The following is a 25,047-nucleotide window of genomic DNA, read 5'->3' as shown; positions in this document are numbered from 1 at the left end:
CGGATCATCCTGCCGGTATCTCGAGGTCGATGGTGAGCGGGCAATGGTCCGAGGCCTTCGGCCGGTCCCAGCCGACGCGCGGATAGCGGTTGGCGCAGGTGGCGAGCCGCGCCATCGAGCGGTCCGGCTCGCGCGGGTCGAGCGGCACGCGATAGGGCAATCCGCGCCGGATCATCTGCATGGCGGGCTTGGGGTTGGCCGCCGCCAGCGCCGGCGAGAGCAGGATGTGGTCGAGCGGCATGTGGCTGTCGACCAGCTTCTCCTGCGCGTCCGACCAGTAGCGCCGGAAATGCGTCCAGCGCTCGTGCGCGGGCAGCGTCTCCATCGGATCGACGGCAAAATCGTCGAGCAGCGGCTCGATGCCGCTTTGGCCCTCGTCGACCGGCTCGGCCCGCGGCCCCAGGCTGTAGCGATAGCCGTTGAGGTCGCCGAGCACGATCCAGTTTGTGTCGCGCCAGCCCCCGCCGAAGCGCTGCCGGATCAGCCATTTCACCGCCCGCGCCTCGGCCCGGCGCACCGGCAGCGTCATGCTGCGCCCGTCCTCGCGGCCGTTGTTCATCGACTTCAGATGACAGCCGAACAGGGACAACCGGCGCTGGCCGAGATTGAGTTCCACCTCGAGGCAGTCGCGCGCGAAGACCCTGCCATGTGGCCCGATGCCGAGCAGGGCGAGATCGCGGTCGTGCACGCCGGCCTGGGCGAAGGTCAGATCGCTGTGCGAGCGCACGGTGACCTGCCCCTGTCCGATGAGGTCGCGCCGCGCCGCGAAGCCGATATCGATGTTGCGGCGGTCATTGCCGTCGATCAGCGTGAAATGGCCGTAGCGGTGGTCGGCGATGCGGTGGACGTAGTTGGCGAAGAAGGCCTGGAGGCTGGCGAGCGAATCGAGCTCCTGCAGCATCCACAGATCGGCCTGCGCCTCGGCGATGGCGAGCGCGGTCATCTGGCGCTTGTCGTCCTCCAGCGCCACCGCCAGCGAGCGCTCGACCGCGTCGCGCTCGTCGGCGCGCGGGAAATGGAACAGCGACATCGCCGCCGCCGTCTCCGTGCGCCCGCCCGGCTCGAAGCGGTGCCGCGTCAGCAGGTTCTCGACGTTGAAGGTGCCGACGCGCAGCTTCATCGCGGGCCGCTCAAAGCGCTTCCGGCGCGAAGACCTGCGAGGGCGCGACGAATTCGTCCTGCGCCGCGACCGTCAGGATCTCGCGCGAGCCGGATTCCTTGGTGCGCTTCAAGAGGCCATAGACCGATGAGGCGGCCTTCGACAGCGCCGCCGCCGCCGATTCCTCACGCAGGTAGTGGGTGAAGAACAGCGCCGCGATCGCATCGCCCGCGCCGTTGATGTCGACGTCGAGCCTCGGCGTGCGCACCCGCCAGCTTCCCGTCGCGTCCGCCGCCATCAGGTCGATCGCCTCGGCCGGCGTCTCCTCGGTCTTGAGCGAGGTCACCATCGCGACCTTCGGCCCGGCGTCGCGCAGCGCCTCGACGGCGCGATGCGCGTCGGAAAGGGTGGTGATCGCCACATCGGTCAGGAGTTCGAGCTCGAACTGGTTGGGCGTCACGATGTCGGCGGCGGGCACCGCCTGCTCGCGCATGAATTCGGGGATGCCCGGCCGCACGAAGACACCGCGCCCGACATCGCCGATGACGGGATCGCAGCAATAGAGCGCCTTCGGATTGGCCGCGCGCACCCGCTCCACCGCCGAGAGGATGGCGTGGCCGATATCGGCCGAGCCCATATAGCCGGAAAGCACGCCGTCGCATGTCGTCAGCGCGCCGCGCTCGGCGATGCCCTCCATCACCTCGTCGATCATGCCGCCGTCGAAGACGCGCCCCTTCCAGTTGCCATAGCCGGTATGGTTCGAGAACTGCACCGTATGGATCGGCCAGACCTCGACGCCGAGCCGCTGCATCGGAAAGGTAGCCGAGGCGTTGCCGACATGGCCATAGGCGACATGGGACTGGATCGAGAGGATATTCATGGTCTGAAGCGATATCCGGTTCGCGAAGGGAGCGCGAAACTAGAGCAGGCCGCAGGCCGGCGGAAGCGCATCATTCGCGCGGCGCGACATGCGCCATCGTCGTGGTCAGCAGGTAGCGCAGCCCCTCGGGTCGATAGTCCAGCACGACCTCGCCCTGGAACTTCTGCGCCATGACGCGCTCCACCAGGCGCGAGCCGAAGCCCTGCCGCCGCGGCTTCGCCACCGGCGGCCCGCCGCGCTCGGTCCATTCGAACCGGAAGGCATCCCCGCTTCCCGGCCGGCCGATGGACCAGCGGATCGCGACCTCGCCCCCCTCGACCGAAAGCGCCCCGTATTTCACCGCATTGGTCGCCAGTTCGTTGATCGCGAGCGCCATCGTCATCGCCTGATCGGCCGGCAATTGCAGCGGCGGCCCGTCGATGCGGATCCGGCCGCCTCCCATGCGATGCGGCGCCAGCGCCCCCTCGACGACGACACCGATCGGCGCGCTGTTCCAGCTCGACCGGGTCAGGATCGAATGTGCCTCGCCCAGCGTCGCGATCCGTTCGCTCAGGGTCGATTGCGCCTCTTCGAGCGTTTCCGCAGAGCGGAAGGTCTGGCTGGCGATGGCGGCGATCATCGCCAGCGTGTTCTTCATCCGGTGGGCGAGCTCGGCATTGAGCAGGCGCCCGTTGCGCTCGGCCTGCATCTTGCCCGTGGTCTCCATCACGGTGTCGATCACGCCGAGAACCCGGCCGGATTCGTCGCGGATCGGGCTGTAGCAGAAGGTGAACCAGGCCTCCTCCGCATAGCCATGGCGATCGATGATGAGCGCGAAATCCTCGATGAAGATCGCCTCGCCCGCGAAGGCCTTGTCGATGAGCGGCCCGATATCGCCCCAGACCTCCGGCCAGACGTCGCGGAAGGAGCGCCCGAGCGCGCAGGGCTTCTCGCCGAGGATCGGGCGGAAGGCGTCGTTGTGGATGGTGATCAGATCGGCTCCCCAGACGATGCATTTGGGAAACCGCGAATTGACCATCATGCCGACCGCGATCTTCAGCGCGGCCGGCCAGCCGGCGATCGGTCCGAGCGATGTCGCGCTCCAGTCATAAGCGCGGATGGCAGCGGCCATCGCGCCGCCACCTTCGAGGAAGGCAGTTTCGCCGCTCACCTGTTTCCTCCCAGCCCGCCTCCGCGCAGCATGCATCGGGAGCGGGCCGGGCGCGACATCAAAATACGGGCAGCAGGCCCGCGTGGGGCTCAGGAGCCGGAGGCCGCCTTCTTGGCGAAGCTGTCGATGAAGGTCTTCGACAGGTCGACATTGGAGTTGGTCAGCTCGGGATCGAGCAGCTTCAGCGAATCATACATGCTCTTCATCGCGTCCGGCGTCGCGATGCCGGTGCGGGAATAGGCTTCCTGCGAGTTCTTGACCGCGCGGATGTAGAGCGGCTTGTCGCCGAGCAGATATTCCTCCGGCACCAGCGCGGCGACATCCTCGGGCTTCGCCGTCTCCAGCCATTTCAGCGCCTTCATCAGGGCGTTGACCAGCTTCTGGGTGGTGACCGGGTTCTTCTCGGCGAAGTCGTTCTTGAGGTAGAGCACCGCCGCCGGGTTGGAGCCGCCGAACAGGGCCCGGGTGCCGGCCTCGGTGCGGGTGTCGATCAGCGGGACGATGTCGCCGTCGGCCTCGAGCTTCGAGGTGACGGGGTCGAGATGCGAGATCACGTCGACCTGCTTCTGCTTGATCGCGGCGACCGCGCTCGCGCCGGCACCGACGCTGATGATCGCGGCGTCGGTCGCCTTCAGGCCGGCCTTCACCATGGCGTATTGCGCCGTCAGCGCGGTCGAGGAGCCGGGCGCGGTGACGCCGATCTTGAGGCCCTTGAAATCGGCCGCCGACTTGACCTTGTCGGCGAGGTCCTTGCGCACCGCGATGGTGATCGCCGGGAAGCGCCCGAGCTCGATCACGGCGCGGATGTCCTGCCCCTTCGCCTGCATGCGGATGGTGTGCTCATAGGCGCCGGTCACGACATCGACCGAGCCGCCGACCAGCGCCTGCAGCGACTTCGCGCCGCCGCCGAAATCGTTGATCTCGACGTCCAGCCCCTCCTCCTTGAAGAAGCCCTTCTTCTCCGCGACGGTGAGCGGGAGATAGTAGAGGAGCTGCTTGCCGCCGACGCCGAGCGTAAGCTTCGGCTTCTCGGCGGCCTGGGCGAACGCGGCCTGGGGCGCCGTGCCGAGCGCGGTCGAAAGGGCGAGCATGGTGAGCGCGTCGCGGCGGGTCAGGATCATGGCGAAACCTCCGGTTGGATGAAAAAGGCGCTTCTGGCGGGCGCGCATTTTCCGTCACGATAGGCGACGCCGGCCACCGCCGGCAACTCGCCTTAGGTCGTGGTGGTGGAACTCTGGCCCGGCCGCCAGACGAGCAATCGCTTCTCGATCAGCGTCACCAGCGCGTCGATGGCGATGACGAAGATCGCCAGGATCAGCATGCCGGAGAAGACGCCGGTGACGTCGAAGACGCTCTCGGCCTCGTGGATCTTGTAGCCGAGCCCGGCCGAGGAGCCGAGATATTCGCCGACCACGGCACCCACCAGCGCGAAGCCGACCGAGGTGTGCAGCGAGGAGAACATCCAGGTCAGCGCCGAGGGCCAGTAGACATGGCGGAAGAGCTGGCGCTCGTTCATGCCGAGCATGCGCGCATTGGCCAGGATCGTCGGCGAGACCTCGCGCACGCCCTGGTAGACGTTGAAGAACACGATGAAGAAGACGAGCGTGAAGCCGAGCGCCACCTTCGACCAGATCCCCAGGCCGAACCAGAGCGCGAAGATCGGCGCCAGCACGACGCGCGGCAGCGCGTTCGCCGCCTTGATATAGGGATCGAACACCGCCGAGAGCAGCTCGCGCCGCGCGAAGGCGAATCCGAACAGGATGCCGGCCGCCGAGCCGATGACGAAGGCGAGCACCGTCTCGATGAGCGTGATGCCGAGATGCCAGTAGATATCGGCGCTGGCGAGCTGCTTGACGGTGCGCGTCAGCACAGCGGCGGGCGTCGAGAAGAAGAATTGCAGCGTCCTGACGTCGCCGAACAGGCTCGTGGTCGTGACGACGTGCCAGATGAGCAGAAAGGCCAGCATCACCAGGATCTGGAGGGAGATGAGCCTCAGGCGCTTCACGATGCCTCTCCCCCGACGAGCTCGCGCCCCTCGCCCATCGCATAGGCCTTCTGGACCTCGACGCGCAGCGAGGCCCAGATGTCGCGGTGAATCTCGTGGAAGGCCTTCTCCAGCCGGATATCGGCGATGTCGCGCGGGCGCGGCAGCTCGACCCGGTAATCGGCGACGATCCCCGCCGCCGGCCCCGCCGACATCACCACGACGCGGTCGGAGAGCGCGATCGCCTCCTCGAGGTCGTGCGTCACGAACATCAGCGCCTTGCGGTCGCGCGACCACAGATCGAGCAGGAGATTGCCCATGATCTGCCGGGTCTGCGCGTCGAGCGGCCCGAAGGGCTCGTCCATCAGCAGGATCTCGGGATTGCGGATCAGCATCTGCGCCAGGCTGACGCGCTTGCGCTGCCCGCCCGAGAGCATGTGCGGATAACGGTCGACGAAGGTGCGCAGGCCCACGCGGCCGAGCCATTCGCGCGCGCGCTGGTCGGCCTCGCGCTCGGGCACGCCCATCGGCTCCAGCGCGACCTTGACGTTCTCCAGCGCCGTCTTCCACGGCATCAGCGCATCCTGCTGGAAGAGATAGCCGGCCCGCCGATTGAGCCCCGAAAGCGGCTTGCCGAAGATCCCGACCGATCCGGCGGACGGCGCGAGCAGCCCGGCCGCGGCATTCAGCAGCGTGGACTTGCCGCAGCCCGTTGGCCCGACGATCGAGACGAACTCGCCGGGGCTGACCGCAAGCTCGATGCCCCTGACCGCCTGGTAGCGTCCGCCATCGGCGAGATGGAAGGTGATGTCGATGCCCTTGAGCGCCACCGCCGGCTCGCCCGGCGCCAGCGGCCCTGCCCCAGCACCCGTCTCAGGGCGATCCTGAAACCCCATGAAATCCGTTTCCCCGTCGGGCGCCGCGCTTTTTCGTCGGGGCCGTCAGCCTGTTCGTGTCGCCCGAATTAATAGGCGATCGGTCGCGGAAGGCAACGGATCCTCGCCTTGCATCGCGTCGACAGGGCGGCCATATCGCTTGAGCCGCCCCCGATCCGCAGGAGCCGACGCACACCATGGCCGATGTCGAACACGCCATGCGGGTGCTCGTCGACTTCATGCAGACCCATCAGCAATGGGCCGTGCCGATCGTCTTCGCGATCGCCTTCGCCGAATGCGTCGCGCTCCTGTCCTGGCTGGTGCCGGCGACGGTGTTCTTCACCACTTTCGGCGCAGTCGCGGGCGCCTCCGGTCTCAACCTCGTGCCGCTCGCGCTGGCGGCCTCGCTCGGCGCCGGCTCGGGCTTCTGGGTGTCCTACTGGGCCGGGCTCCTGCTCGGGCCGCGCGTGCAGGACCACTGGCCCTTCAGCAGGAACCCGGAACTCCTGGATCGCGGCCACGCCTTCTTCGAGAGATGGGGCATCGCCAGCATCCTGATCGGCCATTTCTTCGGGCCGCTCAGAGCCGTGATCGCCATCGTCGCCGGCATCGTCGCGATGCCGGCCTGGCAGTTCCATCTCGGCAACTGGCTCGCTTCCTTCGCCTGGGGCTTCGGCCTGCTCTACGGCGTCGGACGCGTCAGCGAACTGCTGGCGCGCTGAAACACGGCCCTACGCCAGGCCGAGGATCACCGCCAGCATGATCGCCAGCGACAGCGCCATCACGACGCGGATCGCCATCGGTGTTTCGAGAATGCGCAGAAGGTCCATCACCGCCTCCCCTGCATCGGGTCAATAGGCCAGCATCTCCACCCCGATCCAGGCGATCGCCGCCAGGACGAGCCCGCCGATCAGGACCATCAGCACCGGCAGGCCGAGGAAGCCCTGCCGCGCCTCGACGGGCGTCTCCACCGCCGGATCGGCATCGCTGTGATCGTCGGCCCGCAGCGGCGGCAGCGGATCCCCGCCACGCAGCTGCTCGAGATCCTGCACCGGCACCCGGGGTCGGGTATCGCCCGTCATGACCGCCTCCCTGCGTTCGGCCGGCCGGAAAGGCCGGGCCCCGCAACGGAAACGCCGGCACGCCGGGGCGGTTCCGGCCGCAGGCCACAAAGGCAAGGGGCGGCAGCCGTCCGGCCGCCGCCCCGTGAACGAAAAGAGCGTTCGATATCAGCCTGTTGCAAGCCGTTCCGGAATCGAATCCGCAACGGCTTGAATCAATCTGCCAAGCCTGCGCCGGGCTCAGTTCTTCGACTTGTCGACGAGGGCCTTGGCCTTGATCCAGGGCATCATGTCGCGCAGCTTCGCGCCGACTTCCTCGATCGGATGGGCGGCCATGCGCGCGCGCGTCGCCTTGAACGAGGTCTGGTTGACCTTGTTCTCGAGCATCCAGTCGCGGGTGAACTTGCCCGACTGGATGTCGGTGAGCACGCGCTTCATCTCGGCCTTGGTCTCGGGCGTGATGATGCGCGGGCCGGTGACGTACTCGCCATATTCGGCGGTGTTCGAGATCGAGTAGTTCATGTTGGCGATGCCGCCCTCGTAGATCAGGTCGACGATCAGCTTCACCTCGTGGAGGCACTCGAAATAGGCCATCTCGGGGGCGTAGCCGGCTTCCGTCAGCGTCTCGTAGCCGGCCTTGATCAGCTCGACGAGGCCGCCGCAAAGCACGACCTGCTCGCCGAAGAGGTCGGTCTCGCACTCTTCCTTGAAGGTGGTCTCGATGATGCCGGCGCGGCCGCCGCCATTGGCCGAGGCATAGGACAGGCCGAGGTCATGGGCGTTGCCGGTGGCGTCCTGGTGGATCGCGATCAGGGTCGGCACGCCGCCGCCGCGCTGGTATTCGGAGCGCACCGTGTGGCCGGGGCCCTTCGGGGCGACCATCAGCACGTCGAGGTCTTTGCGCGGCTCGATCAGGTTGAAATGGACGTTGAGGCCGTGCGCGAAGAGAAGCGCCGCGCCCTGCTTCATGTTGGCGGCGAGCTCGTCGCGATAGATGTCGGCCTGGAGCTCGTCCGGCGTCAGCATCATGATGACGTCGGCCCATTTGGCGCCTTCCGCCGGGGTGAAGACCTTGAAGCCCGCGCCTTCCGCCTTCTTGCGGGTGGAGGAGCCTTCCTTCAGCGCAATCGCGATGTCCTTGACGCCGGAATCGCGCAGGTTGAGCGCATGCGCATGGCCCTGCGAGCCATAGCCGACGATGAGGACCTTCTTGCCCTTGATCAGGTTGATGTCGGCATCACGATCGTAATAGACGCGCATGGGTTCTCTCCTTTGTCACGCGTTGTCGGTCTTCCGGCCCGGAGCCTCGTCCGTGCCGTAGAGGGTGAGGAACTGGTCGGTCGCGCGCTCCGCGTCGCCGGCGATCTCGGCCCGGCTCAGCGTCAGCGTGTCGCCGAGCAGGAGCCGGATCTGGACGTCGCGGCCGACGAGGCCGAAGAAGGTCCGGAAGGCCGTCTCGGTGTCGTCGAAGGCGATGAGCCCGGCCTCGCGTCCGGCATCGAGCACCGGCTTCAGGCGCTCGCCGATGGCGAAGCGGCCATTGGCCAAGACGATCGAGCCGAGATTGCCGTCACGCGAGGCCGCCTGGCTGACGCCGATGCGGTTGAGCGCGATCGAGGTCGGCGAGGTGATGACTTCCAGCCAGTTCGCGGCGAAGCGCTTCAGGCTCTCGCGCAGCGCGCCGGCATCGAGCGTCTGGCGCTCGAAATTGCCCGCCCTCACCTTCGAGGCCTGCCAGCGCACGGTCGCGGTCAAGAGCCCGTCACGGTCGCCGAACCATTTGTAGAGCGTTTCCTTGGAGCAGCTCGCCCGCCGCGCCACCGCCGTCATGGTCAGCCCGCTGCCCTTCTCGACCATCAGGCCGAGCACGGCATCCAGCACGGCCTGCTGGCGCTGGGTCAGCGCCTCGCCTTGCATCTCTGCGGGGCCTTGCGTCATCGGCGGGAACGATCCAGTACCGTACGTTACGGTTCAGGCATCTATCGCAGCGGCGGGCGCCCGGCAAGCGTTATTCGCGGGGGCTGGCGTAAGGCCGCAGAAGGATTATCTCTCGGCCAGCCAGCCCTCAGGAACGGAACCGCCCATGACCCTGCCCAGCGCCGCCGCGATCGTCTCCTTCTGGCGCGAGGCCGGGCCGGAGAAATGGTTCGCCAAGGACGAGACCTTCGACGCCGCGATCGTCGCACGCTTCCTGCCCGCCCACGAGGCCGCCGCGGCCGGGCGGCTCGCCGATTGGGAAGAGACGCCGGAAGGGGCCTATGCGCTCCTGATCCTGCTCGACCAGTTTCCGCGCAACATGTTCCGCCTGAGCGCGCGCGCCTTCGCCACCGATGCGCAGGCGCTCGCCGTCGCCGGGCGCGCGATCGCGCGCGGCTTCGACGCGGTTTACCCGTCGCCGGAGAAGCGCTTCTTCTACATGCCCTTCATGCATTCGGAAGATCTGGGCGATCAGGAGCGCTGCATCGCGCTCTGCGCGGCGGCCGATGATGCCGAAGGCGTGAAATATGCCGAGATCCACCGCGACATCATCCGCGATTTCGGCCGCTTCCCGCATCGCAACCCGGTGCTGGGGCTCAAGACGACGCCGCAGGAACAGGCTTTCCTCGACGCGGGCGGCTTCGCCGGGTGAGGCCGTAGCCCTACCCCTTCACATCGCGTCGGGGCCGCGGCTCATCGCAGCGATGCCCGTGCGCGAGACCTCGGTCAGCCCCACCGCCGTCATCGTCTTGATGAAGCGCTCGATTTCCTCGGTCGAGCCGGTCAGCTCGAAGACGAAGGAGGTCAGCGAGGCATCGAGCACCCGCGCGCCGAAGGCGGAAGCCAGCCGCATCGCCTCGACGCGATGCTCGCCCTTGCCGGTGACCTTGATCAGCGCGAGCTCGCGCTCCAGCGCCTCGCCCTGCTCGGTCAGGTCGACGACGCGGTGCACCGGAACCAGCCGGTCGAGATGCGCCTTGATCTGGTCGACGACATTGGCCGTTCCCGAGGTCACGACGGTCAGCCGCGAGAGATGCTTCTCATGCTCGGTCTCGGAGACGGTGAGGCTCTCGATATTGTAGCCCCGGCCCGAGAACAGCCCGGCGATGCGGGCGAGAACGCCGGGTTCGTTGTCGACGATCACCGCCAGCGTGTGGCGGGCGACCGGCTGGGACTTGGGCGCGTTCGGGTAGTGGCTGGCGGGCTTAGACATGGCGGACCTGGCGGGTTGGAGAGGAAAAATCGGAAGAAGCGGTGCGATCAGGATTTGCGCAGATCGACGAGGGCGGGTTCGTCGACCTCGTCCTGGGCTACGATCGCGGGCTCGGCCAGCGCGGCCGTGAGCCATTCCCGGAAGGCCGGATGGGCGAGCACGGCCTGCATATAGTCCCGCGAGAGCGGATCGACGGCGATGCCATAGGTATCGAGGCGGGTGACGACCGGCGCGAACATCGCGTCGGCCGCGCAGAAGGCGCCGTAGAGGAACGGTCCGCCGGCACCGAAGCGCTCCCGCGCCTGCCCCCACAGCGCGGCGAGGCGTTCGACGTCGCGGGCGACGCCGGGGCCGCGGTCGCGCGGACCGAAGCGCTTGCCCAGATTCATCGGACAGGCGCCGCGCAGCGCCGTGAAGCCGGCATGCATCTCGTTTGCCGCGGCCCGCGCATGGGCCCGCGCCGCGGGGTCGCGCGGCCAGATTCCCGACTCGGGAAACCGCTCGTGCAGGTATTCGACGATCGCCAGCGTTTCCCAGACGGCGATCCCGCCATCGACCAGCACCGGCACGGTGCCGCCGCTGCCGGGCGCAGCGGCGAAGACCGTCTCCTTGAAGTCCGGCGTATCGAGCGGGACGAGCTCTTCGGTGAAGGCGATGCCGGCCGCGCGCATCAGGAGCCACGCCCGGAGCGACCAGGACGAATAGCATTTGTTGCCGATCAGCAGTTTCATGCCGCAGCAGCCTCCCATTCGTCGACGAAATCGAGCGCCGCCGCCACATGCAAGGCGGTGGTGTCGAAGGCCGGCACGGGCAGGTCTGCCTGCCCGATCAGCAGGCCGATCTCGGTGCAGCCGAGGATGACGCCGTCGGCCCCCTCCTCGCGCACGGCGCGGGCGACGATGGCGCGGTAGCGCTCGCGCGAGGCCGGCTCGATCAGGCCACGGCACAATTCCTCGTAGATGATGCGATGCACCTCGTCGCGCTCCTTGGGCCGCGGCACCAGCGCCTCGACGCCGAAGGCGCTGAGCCGGTCGCGATAGAAGCCCTGCTCCATGGTGAAGCGCGTCGCGAGCAGGAGCGGCCGGCGCGAGGGCGAGGCCTTGACCGCGCGCGCCGTCACGTCGGCGAGGTGCAGGAAGGGCAGCCGCGTCGCGGCGATGACGGTGTCGGCGACCTTGTGCATGGTGTTGGTGCAGAGCACGAGGCAGGAGGCGCCGGCCTGTTCCAGCCGGCGCGCGCTAGCGGCCAGCGCCGCGCCCGCCGCCGCCCAGTCGCCCTTCGCCTGCATCTCCGCGACGCTTGCGAAATCGACCGAATGCAGCAGGATATCGGCCGAGCGCAGCCCGCCCGAACGCTCCCGCACGCCCTCGTTGAAGAGACGGTAATAGACCGCGGTCGATTCCCAGCTCATCCCGCCGATCAGACCGATGGTAGCCATGGTATCCTAGCCCATTTCTCGCCGTCATCCCGGATCGACGCCGCTATCGCGGCTTGTCCGGGATGACCGCTACAGGATTCGACATCAGACGAGCTGCTTGCCCTTGGCGTCGATGATCTGGCCGGTATCGCCTTCGAAATCCGGCAGGATCATCTCGTTATGCGCCTTGCCCGAGGGGATCATCGGGAAGCAGTTCTCCTCCTTGGCGACGATGCAGTCGAAGATCACGGGCTTGGGCGTCGCGATCATCTCCATGATCGCGTCGTCGAGCCTGGCCGGATCGTCGCAGCGGATGCCGTGGCCGCCATAGGCTTCGGCGAGCTTGACGAAATCCGGCAGCGAGGCCGAATAGCTCTCCGAATAGCGCCCGCCATGCAGCAGTTCCTGCCACTGGCGCACCATGCCCATATACTCGTTGTTGAGGATGAAGACCTTGACCGGCAGGCGATACTGCACCGCCGTCGACATCTCCTGCATGTTCATCAGGATCGAGGCTTCGCCCGCGATGTCGACGACCAGCGCGTCCGGATGCTTCATCTGCACGCCGATCGCCGCCGGCAGGCCGTAGCCCATGGTGCCGAGCCCGCCGGAGGTCATCCAGCGGTTCGGCTCCTGGAAGTGGAAGTGCTGCGCGGCCCACATCTGGTGCTGGCCGACCTCGGTCGTGATGTAGGGGTTGCGATCCTTGGTCAGCGCATAGAGCCGCTCGACCGCGTATTGCGGCTTGATGACCGTGTCCGAGCGCTTGTAGGCGAGGCTGTTGCGGCCGCGCCAGCCCTCGATCTGCGTCCACCAGGCGGCGAGCGCGGTCTTGTCGGGCTGGGCGCCGGTCTCGCGCCAGATCCGGACCATGTCCTCGAGCACATGGGCGCAGTCGCCGACGATGCCGATGTCGATCTTGACGTTCTTGTTGATCGAGGACGGGTCGATGTCGATATGGATCTTCTTCGAGCGCGGCGAGAAGGCGTCGATGCGCCCGGTGATGCGGTCGTCGAAGCGCGCCCCGATCGCGACCATCACGTCGCAATCGTGCATGGCGAGGTTGGCCTCGTAGGTGCCGTGCATGCCGAGCATACCGAGCCACTGCCTGTCGGCCGCCGGGAAGGCGCCGAGCCCCATCAGCGTCGAGGTGACGGGACAGCCCGTCAGCCGCGCGAGCTCGCGCAGCAGCGCCGCCGCATGCGGGCCGGAATTGACGACGCCGCCGCCGGTGTAGAACACCGGCTTCTTGGCGCCGGCGAGCAATTCGACCGCCGCCCTGATCTTGGCGAGGTCGCCCTTGACCACGGGGCGGTAGGTCTTGTGCTGGTTGTCGCGCGGGCGGCTATAGGTGCCGGTCGCGAACTGGATGTCCTTCGGGATGTCGACAACGACCGGGCCGGGGCGGCCGTTGGCGGCGACATGGAAGGCCTCGTGCAGGATGCGCGGCAGGTCCTTGATGTTCTTCACCAGATAGTTGTGCTTGGTGCAGGAGCGGGTGATGCCGACCGTGTCGCATTCCTGGAAGGCGTCGGAGCCGATCAGATGCGTCGGCACCTGGCCGGTGATGACGACGATGGGGATCGAGTCGAGCAGCGCGTCGGTGAGGCCCGTGACGGCGTTCGTCGCGCCGGGGCCGGAGGTGACGAGCACGCAGCCGACCTTGCCGGGGCCGGAGCGGGCATAGCCCTCCGCCGCATGGACCGCGCCCTGCTCGTGGCGGACGAGGACGTGCTTGACCTTGTCCTGCTGGAAGATGGCGTCGTAGATCGGCAGCACCGCGCCGCCCGGATACCCGAACAGGTGCTCGACACCCTGGTCCTGAAGCGCGCGGACGACCATCTCGGCGCCGGTCATCATCTCGCTCATTACGCTCTCCTGCGGCTGGTCTTGGTCTGTCTGGAATGCGGGCAATAAAAAAGGCCCTCGGAGGGGCCTGGGCGTGCGCTGGCGTCGGGACGCCCGGTTTGAAAACCGGTCCCTACCAGCGCAGCTTTACGAGAATGAACTTGCGCATTGCGCGATCGATCCTTGACGAAAGTTGCCGGACGCTAACGGAGGGAGCGGCTGCGGTCAAGCCTCAAGATCGCCCAGCGCATCGAGCGCAAAGGCAAGCGCCGCCTCCGGCGCCACCGCCCGCCAGCCGTCCATCTGGTGGCGGAACCACGTCACCTGCCGCTTGGCATAGGCGCGCGTATCGGCCTGCCCGCGCCGGATCGCATCTTCCAGCGAGATCTCGCCGTTCAGATGCGCGATCAGCCCCGGCACGCCATGGGCGCGCATCACCGGCAGCAGCGGGTCGAGCCCGCGCCGCCTGAGCCGCGCCACCTCATCGAGGGCGCCCTCGCCGATCATCGCCTCGAAGCGCCGGTCGATCCGCTCCCTGACCGCCTGGCGCTCGGGATGCACGAACAGCCTGAGCGCCGGCACGCCCGTGAGCGGCCCCGGCTCGCGCGCGCCCTGGAAGCTCGCGAGCGACGCCCCCGTCGCCCGGAAGACCTCGAGCGCCCGCATGATCCGCATCCGGTCGCTCGGGCGCAGGCGCGCCGCCATCGCCGGGTCGCAGGCCGAAAGCTCGGCATGGAGCGCGGCCGTCTCGCAGCCCTCAGCCTCGGCGCGGAAGGTAGCCCGCACCGCCTCCGGCACCGGCGGCATTGCCGAGAAGCCGTCGGTGACGGCCTTGAAATAGAGTCCGGTGCCGCCGACCAGGATCGGCAGAGAACCGCTTTCCCGCAATTGCCCCAAGAGCTCCGTCACATCGGCGGCGTAACGCATGGCCGAATAGTTCACAGCGCCGTCGACATGCCCGTAGAGGCGATGGGGCACGATCGCCGCCTCCGCCTCGCTCGGCCGCGCCGAGAGGATGCTGAGATCGGCATAGACCTGCATGGAATCGGTATTGACGACGGTGCCGCCGGTGCGGCGCGCGATCTCGATCGCCAGCGCGGACTTGCCGCTCGCTGTCGGACCTGCGATGAGCACCGCGCCGAACTGCCCTTCAGCCTTCACCCGGTTCCCCGCATGCTCGTCGCCACCCTCGTATCCGCCCACGGCCAGGCGCTGGTTGGCGAGGCGCTCCTCGCCCGCCTCGCCCGCACTGTCCCCGGGATCGCCCGCACCGCCGCGCTCGACGGCGCGGTCGCCGCCGACCTCTTCGCGGAAGCAGCCGATGCGCGCAAGCTCGAAGCGGCCGTCCGGGAAGCATTGGAGGGCGCGGCGATCGACATCGTCGTCCAGCCGGCGGCAAGCCGCCGCAAGGCTTTGTTCCTCGCCGACATGGATTCGACCATGATCGGCCAGGAATGCATCGACGAGCTCGCCGCCTTCGTGGGCTTGAAGGAGCATGTGGCGGCCATCACCGAGCGGGCGATGCGTGGCGAGATCGAGTTCGAGCCGGCGCTGCGCGAGCGCGTCGGCCTCCTGAAGGGCGTGCCGCTCTCCGTCATCGGCGAGATCATCCGCGACCGCATCACGCTGACGCCGGGCGGGCGCGAGCTCGTGCGCACCATGCGCGCCCATGGCGGCTACACCGCGCTGGTCTCGGGCGGCTTCACCGTCTTCACCGGGCCGATCAGCACGACGATCGGCTTCGACGAGCACCGCTCCAACACCCTCATCGCGGAAGACGGCCTGCTGACCGGCCGGGTCGCCGATCCGATCCTCGGCAAGCAGGCCAAGCTCGATGCGCTGATCGCGCTGCGCACGCGCCTCGGGCTCGCTCCCGCGCAGACGCTGGCCGTCGGTGACGGCGCCAACGACCTCGCCATGCTGGGCGAGGCGGGGCTGGGCTTGGCCTTCCGCGCCAAGCCGGCGGTCGCCGCCGCCGCGGACGCCCGCCTCGACCATGCCGATCTCACCGCCCTGCTCTACGCCCAGGGCTATACCGGGTCCGAGATCGTCCGGAGCTGATTGCAGAAACTCCGGGTCATCCCGGACGTCGGCGAGGCGGAGATCCGGGGTGACCTGCCTTCGGCAGATAGCCCGTCAATCGACGATGAAGAGCTTCGCGCCGGTCTTCGTCGTGGAGCGATGGGCCTCGGCGCCGTCGGCGACCTGATAGGTCATGCCGGCCCTGAGCGGCATCACGCGCCCATCGGCGAGCGTGGTCTCCATCTCGCCTTCGAGGCACAGGATGATGTGCCCCTTCGAGCACCAGTGGTCGGCGACGTAGCCGGGCGAATACTCGACCATCCGCACGCGGATGCGGTTGTCCTGCGGTCCGAAATACTGGACGCGCCAGGTCGCCTCGCCGACGTCGCCGGCATGGTGCTCCACCGGAACCGTGGACCAGTCGGTGGTGACGAAGGGGATTTCGCTGATCTTCATGTCGCTGTCTCCGGTGTGCCGTATCTGATCCCTTTATGGCGACGGCGGCACGAAAAAGGGCGGCCCTGTCGAACCGCCCTGTCGCATTCCGGCAATATCTCCGGTCTCAGTTCATCGAGAGCGCGACGAAGCGGACCTCGCCCTGGCCGTTCGAGACCAGCAGGAGGGCGGATTTCTTACCCTCCTTCTTCAGCGTGTCGAGGCGCCTCGTCACGTCCTGCGGCGTCTCGACCGGCTCCTGGCCGACCTCGACGATCAGTTCGCCGGCGAGGATGCGCTTGTCGGCGGCGTTCGAATTGGCGTCGACCTTGGTGATGACCACGCCCTTGAGGCCGTCCTTGATCGTATGGCGCTTGCGCAGCTCCTCGGTCTGGCCTGAGAATTCGAGGCCGAGCGCGCTGGCGGCGGCGGGCTTCGCCGGCTCGGCGGGTTTGCTCGCCGAGGCCGTCTCGACCTTCTCGCCGTCCTCGAGGCGGCCGAGCTTGACCGTCTTGATCTCTTCCTTGCCCTTGCGGATCAGCGCGATCGGCACGTCCTTGCCGACCGGCGTCGCCGCGACGATGCGCGGCAGGTCGCGCGAATCCTTCACGTCCTTGCCGTCGAACTTGACGATCACGTCGCCGGTCTCGATGCCGGCGGGCTTGGCCGGGCCCTTGTCGTCGACGCCGGCGACGAGGGCGCCACGCGCGGTCCCCAGGCCCAGCGCCTCGGCAGTCGCGTCGTCGACGTTCTGGATGCGCACGCCGAGCCAGCCGCGCCGGGTCTCGCCGAACTCCTTGAGCTGGTCGACGATGTTGGTCGCCAGCGTCGAGGGCACCGCGAAGCCGATGCCGACCGAGCCGCCCGTCGGCGACAGGATCGCCGTGTTGATGCCGATGACCTCGCCGGCCATGTTGAACAGCGGCCCACCGGAATTGCCCTTGTTGATGGCCGCGTCGGTCTGGATATAGGTGTCGTAGGGACCCTGGCTGATGTCGCGGTTGCGGGCCGAGACGATGCCCGAAGAGACCGAGCCGCCGAGCCCGAACGGGTTGCCGATCGCCATCACCGGATCGCCGATCCGCATCCTGTCCGAATCGCCGAACTTGACGAAGGGCAGCGGCTTGTCGTGCTTCACGCGCAGCACGGCGAGATCGACCTTGCTGTCCTTGCCGATCACCTCGGCCTTGAGCCTCAAGCCATCGCTGAACACCACGGTGATCTCGTTGGCGTCGCCGATGACGTGGTTGTTGGTCACGACGATGCCGGAGGGATCGACCACGAAGCCGGAGCCGGCCGATTGCGAGCGCCGCTGCTGCGGCGCCTGGCGCTCGCCCTGCTGGTTGCGGCGGTTGAAGAACTCCTCGAACAGGTCGCCGAAGGGCGTGTCGGGACCAAGCTGCGGCAGCTGCGGGAGGTTGCGCCCCTTCTGGTCGCTGGTGGTGACGGCCGCGATGTTGACCACCGCCGGCATCACCCGGTCGACGAGGTCGGCAAGCGAGGTCTGCCCCTGGAGCAGCGGTGTGTTGGCCTGCGCCTGCCCCGGCGCCGACAGCGGCGAGGCCAGCAGCGCAAGCCCGGCCACGCCAGCGGCGAGAGCGATGCGGACGGACCGGGCTGCGGGAAGGGTATTCGATGCCATGGGTGTCCTCATGTCGGAAAGATGAGAGGCGCCTTCGGCGCAAGGCGCACACGCCTGATGATTGAACTCCGAAATGCGGCGGAAGGGCGACGCACGATCATGTCATCGAACACGATCGCGTGCCCGCCGTTCCCTCAGCCGCCACGCGCGAGCCAGACCAGGACCACGCCCAGCACCGCCGAGCAAAGCCCGATCAGCCGCATCCGTTCCGGCGGGGTTTCCGCCGCGCTGCGCAGCGCATCCTTCGCCAGATGCGGAATCGCCGCGAAAAGAATGCCCTCGATCGCGAAGACCAGACCGAGCGCCGCGACGAAATCGAGCATCCGCGTCGCCCGCCGCGATCAGGGCCGGGCCGGCGCGGGCGCGGCCGGGGCCGCCGCGGCGCCCTGCCCGTCCTGGCGCGGGGGGTTGGGGCCGTTGAAGAAGCGGAAGAACGGCGAATCAGGCGTCAGCACCATCCGCGTGTCCCCCGCCCTGATGCTGGCTTCATAGGCCTGCATCGAGCGGTAGAAGGCGAAGAAGTCCGGATCCTTGCCGAAGGCTTCGGCGAAGATCTTGTTGCGCTCGCCCTCGCCCTCGCCGCGGATCTCGTCGGAGCGCTGCTGCGCCTCGGCGACGATCACGGTGGAATCCCTCTCGGCCCGCGCCTTGATCTCCTGTGCCTGCTGGCCGCCGAGCGCGCGCGCTTCCGCCGCCTCGCGCTGGCGCTCGGTCTGCATGCGCTGGAACACCGCCGCCGAGTTCGCCGCCGGCAGGTCGACGCGCCTGAGCCTGACGTCGACCACCGACATGCCGAAGCGGGCGGCCTCGCGGTTCACGTCGTCGCGGATGCGGTTCATCAGCCGCGAGCGCTCGGTGCGCACCATCGCGATGAAGCTCGCCTCCGCCAGCACGGTGCGGACATTGCCGTTCACGATCGAGGCGAGCTGCGAATTCGCCCGCGGGATGTTGTTGACCGCCTGGTAGAAGCGCAGCGGATCGGAGATCCGGTAGCGGGTGAAGGCATCGACGACGAGGCGCTTCTGGTCCGAGGCGATGATTTCCTGGGCCGGCAGGTCGAGATCGAGGATGCGGTTGTCGAGCGTGGTCACCTGGTCGAAGGGCGCTGGCAGCTTGAAGTAGAGCCCGGGCGCCGTGACGACGCTGCGCACCGCGCCGAGCCGCAGGACGAGCGCCGACTGCGTCTGCGAGACCACGAAGGTGCAGGCATAGAACAGGACGGCGGCGGCGGCGACCACGACGAGAAGCGTCGCGCGCAGGACGGAAGCGTTCATCGCTGGGTCCCTCCCTGCTGCTGCGTGGGCGCCGGGCGGCGCTGCTGGATCTGGTCGAGCGGCAGATAGGGCACCACGCCCTGCCCGTTGCCCGTCGAGTCGAGGATGATCTTGTCGGTCCCGCCCATCACGCGTTCCATCGTCTCCAGGAAGAGACGCTCGCGCGTCACGCCCGGAGCGTTCTTGTATTGCTCGTAGACCGCGTTGAAGCGGCTCGCCTGGCCGCGCGCCTCGGCGACGGTCTGCTCCTTGAAGGCTTCGGCCGACTGGACCAGGGCCGCCGCCCGGCCGCGGGCCTCGGGCACGACGCGGTTGGCATAGGTCTGCGCCTCGTTGCGCAGGCGCTCCTGGTCGGCGCGCGCCGCCTGGACGTCGCGGAAGGCGTCGATGACCTGCTGCGGCGGATCGACCTTCTGGAGCTGGACCAGGCGGATCTGCACGCCGGCATTGTAGCCGTTGAGCGTGTCCTGCATCAGCTGGCGCACTTCGGCCTCGATCGCGCCGCGATCGGTGGTCAGCACCGGCTGGATGTTGCGCTTGCCGATGATCTCGCGCATCGCGCTCTCGGCCACGGCCTTCACCGTGCCCGACGGATCCTGGATGTTGAAGACGTAGTTCTCGGGCTGGGCCGGGTCGATCTGCCACTGCACGATGAAATCGATGTCGACGATGTTCTCGTCGCCGGTGAGCATCAGGCTCTCCTCGGTGACGTCGGTCTGGCGCGAGGCCCTCACCGATTCGACCGTGCGGAAACCGACCTCGGTGGTGATGACGTTGGTCACCTGCGGCTTGATCACGTTGCCGACCGGATAGGGCCAGTTCCAGTTCATGCCTTCGCCGGTCTTGCCGGTGAAGCGGCCGAAGACGACGTTGAGGCCGACCTCGTTGGGCCGCACGAAATAGACGCCGGAACCGAGCCAGACCAAGATCAGCGCGAGCGCGCCGATGAGGAGCCCGCGCCCGCCGATATTGCCGCCCGGCACGAGGTTCTTCAGCCTGTCCTGGCTGCGCCGCAGGATCTCCTCCAGATCGGGCGGGTTGCCGTTGCCTCCACCGCCGGAACCGCCGCCCCAGGGACCGCCGCCGCCGCTACCTCCGCGCTGACCCCAGGGACCTCCCCCGCCGCTGCCACCGCCGCTCTGATTGCTCCAAGGCATTCTCGAGCCGTTCCCTCTCGCTTGCTTATGTCGAGGCCGAGCCATAGGCGAATGGCGGCCGCTTGTCAGCGCCCTCGGTCGAAGGCGCTGCGCTGACTTGGTCATGGGCCACGGATTCGTCAACGGTGCAAGCCATTCATCGTGAATGGAAAGCGGCGATCAGCCGCGCCGGCTCCAGGTGACGAAGGTATAGGCGTGCTCGTTCTCGGCGTCGGCGGGGTGGTGCTCGTTGGCGCCGGCGCGGAAAGCCTCGCGCTCCCAGTCGGGGAACAGCGCGTCCCCGCGCGGGCTGGCATGGACGAGGGTCAGCTCCAGCCGGTCGGCCAGCGGCAGCGCCTGCCGGTAGACCTCGGCGCCGCCGGCGACGACGAGGCAATCGGCCCCGCTTTCCGCCGCCAGCCGCTGCCCGATGCCGAGCCCCTCGTCGAGCGAGCGGGCGACATGCACCCCTTGCGCCGCAAAGCCCGCATCGCGGGTCAGCACGATGGTCTCACGCCCCGGCAGCGGCTTGCCGATCGAGGCGAAGGTCTTGCGGCCCATCAGGACGGGACGCCCCAGCGTCAGGCTGCGGAAGCGCCTGAGATCGGCCCTCTGCCGCCAGATCAGCCGGTTGTCGTCGCCGATCACATGGTTGTCGGCGACAGCCGCGATCAGCACGATCGGACGTTTCTCCATGGTTCAACCCTCCGCGCCGAGCCGCGCCAGCGCCTCGCCCTCCAGCCGCTTCACGGTCCACTCGTCCTGCGCCACGGCGCCGAGCGCGCGATAGAAAACGCGCGAAGGCTCGTTCCAGTTCAGCACCCACCAGGCGAGCCGCGGCAAACCCTCCGCGACGCAGCGTCGCGCCAGCCCCGCGATCAGCGCCTTGCCGATGCCGCGCCCGCGCGCAGCCGCCCGGACATAGAGGTCCTCCAGCCAGATGCCGTGCCGGCCATTGAAGGTCGAATAGGTGTAGAACCAGACCGCGAAGCCGACCGGCTCGCCCTCCCATTCGGCGATGTCGCAGAACACCTTCGGCTCCGGCCCGAACAGGGCGGCCGCGATCCCGGCCTCGGTCGCGACGACCTCGTGCAGCAGCTTCTCGTAGACGGCAAGCTCGCGGATGAAATCGAGCACGAGCCCGGCTTCGCCGGGGCGGGCGGGGCGGATGGTGAACGTCATACGGCGATCGGCGCCTTGATCGCGGGATGGGGATCGTAGCCGTCGATCGTCACGTCGGCGAAGCGGAAATCCTCCAGCCGCGTCACCGCCGGGTTGAGCGAAAGCCTCGGCAGGGGCCGCGGCTCGCGGGACAATTGCAGCCGGGCCTGATCGAGATGGTTCACGTAGAGATGCGCGTCGCCGAAGGAATGGACGAAGGCGCCGACGCCGAGCCCCGTCACCTGCGCCACCATATGCGTCAGGAGAGCATAGCTCGCGATGTTGAACGGCACGCCGAGGAAGACGTCGGCCGAGCGCTGGTAGAGCTGGCAGGAGAGCTTGCCATCCGCCACGAAGAACTGGAACAGGCAGTGGCAGGGCGCCAGCGCCATCTTCGGGATGTCGGCCGGGTTCCAGGCCGAGACGATCAGCCGGCGCGAATCCGGGTTGCGGCGAATTTCGTTCACGACCCAGGCGATCTGGTCGATCACCCCACCGTCCGGCGCCGCCCAGGAGCGCCATTGCTTTCCGTAGACCGGGCCGAGATCGCCGTTGGCATCGGCCCATTCGTCCCAGATGGTGACGCCGTTCTCCCTGAGATAGCCGATATTGGTGTCGCCGCGCAGGAACCAGATCAACTCGTGGACGATCGATTTCAGGTGCAGCTTCTTGGTCGTCACCAGCGGAAACCCCTCCGCCAGGTCGAAGCGCATCTGGTGGCCGAAGACGGCGAGCGTGCCGGTGCCGGTGCGGTCGTCCTTGCGGACGCCCTCGCTCAGGACGCGGCGGATGAGGTCGTGATACGGGCGCATGGCGGTGACTATAGCGGCTCGGGAAGCGCTTGGCCCGTCCGGCGTCCCGGCATCCCCAGCCTTTGCGGCGTGGCGCGAGCCCCGCGCGCCGACTCCGGAAATGGACGCATTCGCGACTGAGGCGGCGATGCCGCACCCTTCGTCGAAAACGCACGAGAACCCTTTCCCGACGCCGCGGCCTTGCCTATATTCGTCAGTGCCGCTCGCAAGAACGGCTATGGCGATAAACGGATCTCGAAATAAGCCTTTCGGACCCGGGGGCGGTACCCGGCGCCTCCACCAAAGCCCTGGGAAGCAGGGTTTCGGCGGGGGCGAAATAGGATCGACGAGGGTGTAAAGGTTATCCTTTTGCTCGGCATGGTTCCGCCGTTATCGGGCCAAAGCATAGTTGCCAACGACAACGATGCTCGGGTTGCTGTCGCCGCGTAAGCGGTGCCGGTTCCCAAACCAAAGCCCTTGCGTTTAGCCGCGTAAGGCGGGGCCCGGAGGCGCCTGGCAACAGAAGCCTCCACTTCTATTCCTGACTGCCTGCCGGCTGTTCCCGCCGGAGCAACAAGCGGAAACCGCTATCCGATGTCCAAGGATGTTCTGCGTTACGATCTCATGGTGCAGGACGCGCTGAAGGGCGTGGTCCGCAAGATCCTGGCGGAGGCGGCGCGCGACGGGCTGCCCGGCGAGCATCATTTCTACGTCACCTTCCGGACCGGGGCGCCGGGCGTGCGCCTGTCGCAGCGCCTGCGCGAGAAGCATCCCGAGGAGATGACGATCGTCCTGCAGCACCAGTTCTGGGATTTGAGCGTCAGCGACCACGCTTTCGAGGTGGGCCTGTCCTTCTCGGGCGTGCCGGAGCGGCTGCTCGTGCCCTTCGACGCGATCTCGACCTTCTTCGACCCTTCCGTCCAGTTCGGCCTGAAATTCGAGGCGCAGGGCGAGGCCGAGGAGGCCGCCGCCGCGCCCGAGGCTGCGCCGCCGGAGGCTCAGCCCGCCCCTGCCAGGATCCTGCCGGCCGCCAAGGGCAGGGCGCCCGCCGCCGAGTCCGTCGCGGCCGAAAAGGCCGAGCCGGCTTCCGCCGAGGGCGAGAGCCGGGCCGGCGCCGAGGTGGTCAGCCTCGATTCCTTCCGCAAGAAGCCCTGACGACGCCATGAGCGAGACGCGCACCGAAACCGATTCCTTCGGCCCGATCGCGGTTCCGGCGGATCGCTACTGGGGCGCGCAGACGCAGCGCTCGCTGGAGAATTTCCGCATCGGCGGCGAGAGCGAGCGTATGCCGCTGCCGCTGGTCCATGCGCTGGTGCTGGTCAAGAAGGCGGCGGCTTCCGTCAATGCCGGACTGGGCCTCATCGACCGGCGCGTCGCCGAGGCGATTGGAAAGGCGGCGGACGAGGCGCTCGCCGGCCGGTTCGACGGCGATTTCCCGCTGGTGATCTGGCAGACCGGCTCCGGCACCCAGTCCAACATGAACGCCAACGAGGTGCTGGCCAACCGCGCCAACGAGCTGCTCGGCGCGGGGCGCGGCGCCAAGAGCCCGGTCCATCCCAACGACCACGTCAATCGCGGCCAGTCCTCGAACGATTCCTTCCCGACCGCGATGCATGTCGCCGCGGCGCTCGAGATCACGCAGCGGCTCCTGCCGGCGTTGCGCGGCCTCGAACGGGCGCTCGCCGCCAAGGCCGAAGCCTTCAGGGACCTCGTCAAGATCGGCCGCACCCATCTCCAGGACGCGACCCCGGTCACGCTCGGCCAGGAATTCTCCGGCTATGCGATGCAGCTTGATCTCGGCATCGCGCGGATCGAGGCGGCGCTCGGCGGGCTCCATGCATTGGCGCAGGGCGGCACTGCGGTCGGCACCGGCCTCAACGCCCATCCCGATTTCGCCGCCCGCTTCGCTGCGGAGATCGCGACGCTGACCGGCCTGCCCTTCCGCAGCGCCGACAACAAGTTCGAGGCGCTGGCGAGCCATGGCGCGCTGGCCTTTGCCCATGGCGCGCTCGCCGCACTCGCCGCCGACCTGTTCAAGATCGCCAACGACATCCGCCTGATGGGCTCCGGCCCGCGCTCGGGGCTCGGCGAGATCAGCCTGCCGGAGAACGAGCCCGGCTCCTCGATCATGCCCGGCAAGGTCAATCCGACGCAGGCCGAGGCGCTGACCATGGTCGCGACCCGCGTCCACGGCAACCAGGCGACGATCGGCTTCGCCGCCTCCCAGGGCCATTTCGAGCTCAACGTCTTCAAGCCGGTGATCGCGGCGGCGTTCCTTCAGTCCGTGCGGCTGCTGGCCGACGCGGCCGAGAGCTTCCGGGTCAACTGCGTCGAGGGCATCGAGGCCAACGAGGCGCGGCTCGAGGACCTGCTCTCGCGCTCGCTGATGCTGGTGACGGCGCTGGCGCCGGCGATCGGCTACGACAAGGCGGCCGGCATCGCCAAGGCGGCGCATCACAACGGCACGACCTTGCGCGAGGAGGCGCTCAAGGCCGGCGTCGACGCCGCGCTGTTCGACTCTACGGTCAAGCCCGAGCTGATGCTCGGCCCGGCCTGAGGAGCATCCCATGGCCGAGATCGTCAATCTCCGTCAGGTCCGCAAGCAGAAGGCGCGCGCCGAGGCCGAAAAGACCGCCGCGCAGAACCGCATCGCCTTCGGCCGGACCAAGGCCGAGCGCGCCCTGACCGAGGCCGAGCGCGACAAGGCCGCCCGCCATATCGACGGCCACAGGCTCGACCGCGACGAGCCGGAGCCGGCATGAGGCCTGAGCGCAAGCGCTCGCTCAGCATCGCCGGCCACCGCACCAGCCTCTCGCTGGAAGCCCCCTTCTGGGAGGCGCTGAAGGAGATCGCGGCAAGCGAGGGCCGCCCGCTCGCCGCCCTCGTCGCCGAGGTCGATTCCGGCCGGGGCGAAACGAACCTCTCCTCCGCGCTCAGGCTCCATGCGCTCGCCCATTATCGCAGGCTGGCGGGTCTTTAGGGTCCATACCCCCGTCATTCCGGGGCTTCGCGCAGCGAAGAACCCGGAATGACGGGGGTGGAACGAAAACGGCGTTATTTCAACGCCTTACATCGAGACCCG

At 68.1% G+C, this 25,047-nt stretch carries 29 protein-coding genes and 1 other RNA gene; 8 read left to right on the top strand and 22 right to left on the bottom strand.

What is annotated here, in order from left to right:
- Positions 1–4 precede the first annotated feature (4 nt).
- The 6 genes from M9917_RS13225 to M9917_RS13200 form a co-directional block, all read right to left on the bottom strand.
- A complete protein-coding gene (locus M9917_RS13225) occupies positions 5–1,120 on the bottom strand; it encodes an endonuclease/exonuclease/phosphatase family protein (RefSeq protein WP_297254331.1) in 1,116 nt (371 codons plus the stop codon).
- 10 nt (positions 1,121–1,130) lie between these two features.
- Positions 1,131–1,979, bottom strand: coding sequence for a pyridoxal kinase PdxY (gene pdxY / locus M9917_RS13220; RefSeq protein WP_297254330.1), 849 nt, complete (start codon positions 1,977–1,979; stop codon positions 1,131–1,133).
- 70 nt (positions 1,980–2,049) lie between these two features.
- Positions 2,050–3,129 (bottom strand): sensor histidine kinase, encoded by a 1,080-nt coding sequence (locus M9917_RS13215; protein WP_297254329.1) that lies wholly within the window; start codon positions 3,127–3,129, stop codon positions 2,050–2,052.
- An 89-nt stretch (positions 3,130–3,218) separates the two neighbouring features.
- Positions 3,219–4,250 (bottom strand): ABC transporter substrate-binding protein, encoded by a 1,032-nt coding sequence (locus M9917_RS13210; RefSeq protein ID WP_297254328.1) that lies wholly within the window; start codon positions 4,248–4,250, stop codon positions 3,219–3,221.
- Positions 4,251–4,342: 92 nt separating this feature from the next.
- A complete protein-coding gene (locus M9917_RS13205; protein ID WP_297254327.1) occupies positions 4,343–5,134 on the bottom strand; it encodes an ABC transporter permease in 792 nt (263 codons plus the stop codon).
- Positions 5,131–6,009, bottom strand: a complete 879-nt coding sequence (locus M9917_RS13200) for an ABC transporter ATP-binding protein (RefSeq protein WP_297254326.1) — start codon at positions 6,007–6,009, stop codon at positions 5,131–5,133. Before M9917_RS13200 ends, M9917_RS13205 begins: the two co-directional genes overlap by 4 nt.
- Before the next feature lie 176 nt (positions 6,010–6,185).
- Between M9917_RS13200 and M9917_RS13195 the strand changes: the two genes are divergently transcribed.
- On the top strand, positions 6,186–6,710 hold the full coding sequence (locus M9917_RS13195; RefSeq protein WP_297254325.1) for a DedA family protein: 525 nt from the start codon (positions 6,186–6,188) through the stop codon (positions 6,708–6,710).
- Positions 6,711–6,839: 129 nt separating this feature from the next.
- Here the strand turns inward: M9917_RS13195 and M9917_RS13190 are convergent, their stop codons facing one another.
- From M9917_RS13190 to M9917_RS13180, 3 genes are all read right to left on the bottom strand, one after another.
- Entirely contained in the window at positions 6,840–7,070 is a 231-nt protein-coding gene (locus tag M9917_RS13190; RefSeq protein ID WP_297254324.1) for a hypothetical protein, read from the bottom strand.
- Positions 7,071–7,289: 219 nt separating this feature from the next.
- Complete coding sequence (gene ilvC, locus M9917_RS13185) at positions 7,290–8,309, bottom strand: ketol-acid reductoisomerase (protein WP_297254323.1); 1,020 nt, start codon at positions 8,307–8,309, stop codon at positions 7,290–7,292.
- 15 nt (positions 8,310–8,324) lie between these two features.
- On the bottom strand, positions 8,325–8,987 hold the full coding sequence (locus M9917_RS13180; protein WP_297254322.1) for a TetR/AcrR family transcriptional regulator C-terminal domain-containing protein: 663 nt from the start codon (positions 8,985–8,987) through the stop codon (positions 8,325–8,327).
- Positions 8,988–9,132: 145 nt separating this feature from the next.
- Between M9917_RS13180 and M9917_RS13175 the strand changes: the two genes are divergently transcribed.
- A complete protein-coding gene (locus M9917_RS13175; RefSeq protein WP_297254321.1) occupies positions 9,133–9,678 on the top strand; it encodes a DUF924 family protein in 546 nt (181 codons plus the stop codon).
- 18 nt (positions 9,679–9,696) lie between these two features.
- Here M9917_RS13175 and ilvN read toward each other — a convergent pair whose 3' ends face one another.
- The 5 genes from ilvN to miaA all read right to left on the bottom strand — a co-directional run bounded on the left by ilvN (position 9,697) and on the right by miaA (position 14,665).
- Positions 9,697–10,239, bottom strand: a complete 543-nt coding sequence (ilvN, locus tag M9917_RS13170; RefSeq protein WP_297254320.1) for an acetolactate synthase small subunit — start codon at positions 10,237–10,239, stop codon at positions 9,697–9,699.
- A gap of 47 nt (positions 10,240–10,286) precedes the next feature.
- Positions 10,287–10,970, bottom strand: a complete 684-nt coding sequence (locus tag M9917_RS13165) for a glutathione S-transferase family protein (RefSeq protein ID WP_297254319.1) — start codon at positions 10,968–10,970, stop codon at positions 10,287–10,289.
- A complete protein-coding gene (locus M9917_RS13160; protein WP_297254318.1) occupies positions 10,967–11,677 on the bottom strand; it encodes an aspartate/glutamate racemase family protein in 711 nt (236 codons plus the stop codon). The genes M9917_RS13165 and M9917_RS13160 overlap by 4 nt, the downstream gene beginning before the upstream one ends.
- A gap of 84 nt (positions 11,678–11,761) precedes the next feature.
- On the bottom strand, positions 11,762–13,525 hold the full coding sequence (locus tag M9917_RS13155; protein WP_297254317.1) for an acetolactate synthase 3 large subunit: 1,764 nt from the start codon (positions 13,523–13,525) through the stop codon (positions 11,762–11,764).
- A 204-nt stretch (positions 13,526–13,729) separates the two neighbouring features.
- The gene (gene miaA, locus M9917_RS13150; protein WP_297254316.1) at positions 13,730–14,665 is read right to left on the bottom strand and encodes a tRNA (adenosine(37)-N6)-dimethylallyltransferase MiaA; all 936 of its coding nucleotides are present in this window, start codon (positions 14,663–14,665) and stop codon (positions 13,730–13,732) included.
- Positions 14,666–14,677: 12 nt separating this feature from the next.
- Between miaA and serB the strand changes: the two genes are divergently transcribed.
- Positions 14,678–15,565 carry a phosphoserine phosphatase SerB gene (gene serB / locus M9917_RS13145; RefSeq protein WP_297254315.1) on the top strand — a complete coding sequence of 296 codons (888 nt, stop codon included), beginning with the start codon at positions 14,678–14,680 and terminating at the stop codon, positions 15,563–15,565.
- Between the two features lie 75 nt (positions 15,566–15,640).
- On the opposite strand, the gene M9917_RS13140 is transcribed toward serB, so the two are convergent.
- The 8 genes from M9917_RS13140 to M9917_RS13105 form a co-directional block, all read right to left on the bottom strand.
- On the bottom strand, positions 15,641–15,982 hold the full coding sequence (locus M9917_RS13140) for a DHCW motif cupin fold protein (protein WP_297254314.1): 342 nt from the start codon (positions 15,980–15,982) through the stop codon (positions 15,641–15,643).
- Between the two features lie 106 nt (positions 15,983–16,088).
- The gene (locus tag M9917_RS13135) at positions 16,089–17,603 is read right to left on the bottom strand and encodes a Do family serine endopeptidase (RefSeq protein WP_297254313.1); all 1,515 of its coding nucleotides are present in this window, start codon (positions 17,601–17,603) and stop codon (positions 16,089–16,091) included.
- A gap of 134 nt (positions 17,604–17,737) precedes the next feature.
- On the bottom strand, positions 17,738–17,926 hold the full coding sequence (locus tag M9917_RS13130) for a DUF2065 domain-containing protein (protein WP_297254312.1): 189 nt from the start codon (positions 17,924–17,926) through the stop codon (positions 17,738–17,740).
- Positions 17,927–17,944: 18 nt separating this feature from the next.
- Entirely contained in the window at positions 17,945–18,877 is a 933-nt protein-coding gene (gene hflC / locus M9917_RS13125; protein WP_297254311.1) for a protease modulator HflC, read from the bottom strand.
- On the bottom strand, positions 18,874–20,034 hold the full coding sequence (gene hflK / locus M9917_RS13120) for an FtsH protease activity modulator HflK (RefSeq protein ID WP_297254310.1): 1,161 nt from the start codon (positions 20,032–20,034) through the stop codon (positions 18,874–18,876). The genes hflC and hflK overlap by 4 nt, the downstream gene beginning before the upstream one ends.
- A 159-nt stretch (positions 20,035–20,193) precedes the next feature.
- A complete protein-coding gene (locus tag M9917_RS13115) occupies positions 20,194–20,709 on the bottom strand; it encodes a dihydrofolate reductase (protein WP_297254309.1) in 516 nt (171 codons plus the stop codon).
- Between the two features lie 3 nt (positions 20,710–20,712).
- Positions 20,713–21,195: a GNAT family N-acetyltransferase gene (locus M9917_RS13110; protein ID WP_297254308.1), complete on the bottom strand. Its 483-nt coding sequence runs from the start codon at positions 21,193–21,195 to the stop codon at positions 20,713–20,715.
- Positions 21,192–21,986, bottom strand: a complete 795-nt coding sequence (locus tag M9917_RS13105; RefSeq protein ID WP_297254307.1) for a thymidylate synthase — start codon at positions 21,984–21,986, stop codon at positions 21,192–21,194. Before M9917_RS13105 ends, M9917_RS13110 begins: the two co-directional genes overlap by 4 nt.
- 158 nt (positions 21,987–22,144) lie before the next feature.
- Between M9917_RS13105 and ssrA the strand changes: the two genes are divergently transcribed.
- The 5 genes from ssrA to M9917_RS13080 all read left to right on the top strand — a co-directional run bounded on the left by ssrA (position 22,145) and on the right by M9917_RS13080 (position 24,945).
- Positions 22,145–22,499, top strand: a transfer-messenger RNA (tmRNA) gene (gene ssrA, locus M9917_RS13100).
- A 60-nt stretch (positions 22,500–22,559) separates the two neighbouring features.
- Complete coding sequence (locus tag M9917_RS13095; RefSeq protein ID WP_297254306.1) at positions 22,560–23,120, top strand: SspB family protein; 561 nt, start codon at positions 22,560–22,562, stop codon at positions 23,118–23,120.
- A gap of 7 nt (positions 23,121–23,127) precedes the next feature.
- The gene (fumC, locus tag M9917_RS13090) at positions 23,128–24,522 is read left to right on the top strand and encodes a class II fumarate hydratase (RefSeq protein ID WP_297254305.1); all 1,395 of its coding nucleotides are present in this window, start codon (positions 23,128–23,130) and stop codon (positions 24,520–24,522) included.
- Between the two features lie 10 nt (positions 24,523–24,532).
- Positions 24,533–24,727 (top strand): DUF4169 family protein, encoded by a 195-nt coding sequence (locus M9917_RS13085; protein WP_297254304.1) that lies wholly within the window; start codon positions 24,533–24,535, stop codon positions 24,725–24,727.
- Positions 24,724–24,945 carry a ribbon-helix-helix domain-containing protein gene (locus tag M9917_RS13080; protein WP_297254303.1) on the top strand — a complete coding sequence of 74 codons (222 nt, stop codon included), beginning with the start codon at positions 24,724–24,726 and terminating at the stop codon, positions 24,943–24,945. Before M9917_RS13085 ends, M9917_RS13080 begins: the two co-directional genes overlap by 4 nt.
- Positions 24,946–25,047 lie beyond the last annotated feature (102 nt).

The sequence above is a fragment of the Bosea sp. (in: a-proteobacteria) genome, assembly GCF_023953965.1.
Classification (GTDB): domain Bacteria; phylum Pseudomonadota; class Alphaproteobacteria; order Rhizobiales; family Beijerinckiaceae; genus Allobosea.
Note: the sequence above shows the minus strand (reverse complement) of the source record. Positions and strands in the feature narration are given on the sequence as shown.

What these genes read in the sequence shown, in the direction of transcription:
- M9917_RS13225 (WP_297254331.1), bottom strand. Translation starts at nt 1,120, where the DNA reads ATGAAGCTGCGCGTCGGCACCTTCAACGTCGAGAACCTGCTGACGCGG.
- pdxY (WP_297254330.1), bottom strand. Translation starts at nt 1,979, where the DNA reads ATGAATATCCTCTCGATCCAGTCCCATGTCGCCTATGGCCATGTCGGC.
- M9917_RS13210 (WP_297254328.1), bottom strand. Translation starts at nt 4,250, where the DNA reads ATGATCCTGACCCGCCGCGACGCGCTCACCATGCTCGCCCTTTCGACC.
- M9917_RS13200 (WP_297254326.1), bottom strand. Translation starts at nt 6,009, where the DNA reads ATGGGGTTTCAGGATCGCCCTGAGACGGGTGCTGGGGCAGGGCCGCTG.
- M9917_RS13195 (WP_297254325.1), top strand. Translation starts at nt 6,186, where the DNA reads ATGGCCGATGTCGAACACGCCATGCGGGTGCTCGTCGACTTCATGCAG.
- M9917_RS13190 (WP_297254324.1), bottom strand. Translation starts at nt 7,070, where the DNA reads ATGACGGGCGATACCCGACCCCGGGTGCCGGTGCAGGATCTCGAGCAG.
- ilvC (WP_297254323.1), bottom strand. Translation starts at nt 8,309, where the DNA reads ATGCGCGTCTATTACGATCGTGATGCCGACATCAACCTGATCAAGGGC.
- M9917_RS13180 (WP_297254322.1), bottom strand. Translation starts at nt 8,987, where the DNA reads ATGACGCAAGGCCCCGCAGAGATGCAAGGCGAGGCGCTGACCCAGCGC.
- M9917_RS13175 (WP_297254321.1), top strand. Translation starts at nt 9,133, where the DNA reads ATGACCCTGCCCAGCGCCGCCGCGATCGTCTCCTTCTGGCGCGAGGCC.
- ilvN (WP_297254320.1), bottom strand. Translation starts at nt 10,239, where the DNA reads ATGTCTAAGCCCGCCAGCCACTACCCGAACGCGCCCAAGTCCCAGCCG.
- M9917_RS13165 (WP_297254319.1), bottom strand. Translation starts at nt 10,970, where the DNA reads ATGAAACTGCTGATCGGCAACAAATGCTATTCGTCCTGGTCGCTCCGG.
- M9917_RS13160 (WP_297254318.1), bottom strand. Translation starts at nt 11,677, where the DNA reads ATGGCTACCATCGGTCTGATCGGCGGGATGAGCTGGGAATCGACCGCG.
- M9917_RS13155 (WP_297254317.1), bottom strand. Translation starts at nt 13,525, where the DNA reads ATGAGCGAGATGATGACCGGCGCCGAGATGGTCGTCCGCGCGCTTCAG.
- serB (WP_297254315.1), top strand. Translation starts at nt 14,678, where the DNA reads ATGCTCGTCGCCACCCTCGTATCCGCCCACGGCCAGGCGCTGGTTGGC.
- M9917_RS13140 (WP_297254314.1), bottom strand. Translation starts at nt 15,982, where the DNA reads ATGAAGATCAGCGAAATCCCCTTCGTCACCACCGACTGGTCCACGGTT.
- M9917_RS13135 (WP_297254313.1), bottom strand. Translation starts at nt 17,603, where the DNA reads ATGGCATCGAATACCCTTCCCGCAGCCCGGTCCGTCCGCATCGCTCTC.
- M9917_RS13130 (WP_297254312.1), bottom strand. Translation starts at nt 17,926, where the DNA reads ATGCTCGATTTCGTCGCGGCGCTCGGTCTGGTCTTCGCGATCGAGGGC.
- hflC (WP_297254311.1), bottom strand. Translation starts at nt 18,877, where the DNA reads ATGAACGCTTCCGTCCTGCGCGCGACGCTTCTCGTCGTGGTCGCCGCC.
- hflK (WP_297254310.1), bottom strand. Translation starts at nt 20,034, where the DNA reads ATGCCTTGGAGCAATCAGAGCGGCGGTGGCAGCGGCGGGGGAGGTCCC.
- M9917_RS13115 (WP_297254309.1), bottom strand. Translation starts at nt 20,709, where the DNA reads ATGGAGAAACGTCCGATCGTGCTGATCGCGGCTGTCGCCGACAACCAT.
- M9917_RS13110 (WP_297254308.1), bottom strand. Translation starts at nt 21,195, where the DNA reads ATGACGTTCACCATCCGCCCCGCCCGCCCCGGCGAAGCCGGGCTCGTG.
- M9917_RS13105 (WP_297254307.1), bottom strand. Translation starts at nt 21,986, where the DNA reads ATGCGCCCGTATCACGACCTCATCCGCCGCGTCCTGAGCGAGGGCGTC.
- M9917_RS13095 (WP_297254306.1), top strand. Translation starts at nt 22,560, where the DNA reads ATGTCCAAGGATGTTCTGCGTTACGATCTCATGGTGCAGGACGCGCTG.
- fumC (WP_297254305.1), top strand. Translation starts at nt 23,128, where the DNA reads ATGAGCGAGACGCGCACCGAAACCGATTCCTTCGGCCCGATCGCGGTT.
- M9917_RS13085 (WP_297254304.1), top strand. Translation starts at nt 24,533, where the DNA reads ATGGCCGAGATCGTCAATCTCCGTCAGGTCCGCAAGCAGAAGGCGCGC.
- M9917_RS13080 (WP_297254303.1), top strand. Translation starts at nt 24,724, where the DNA reads ATGAGGCCTGAGCGCAAGCGCTCGCTCAGCATCGCCGGCCACCGCACC.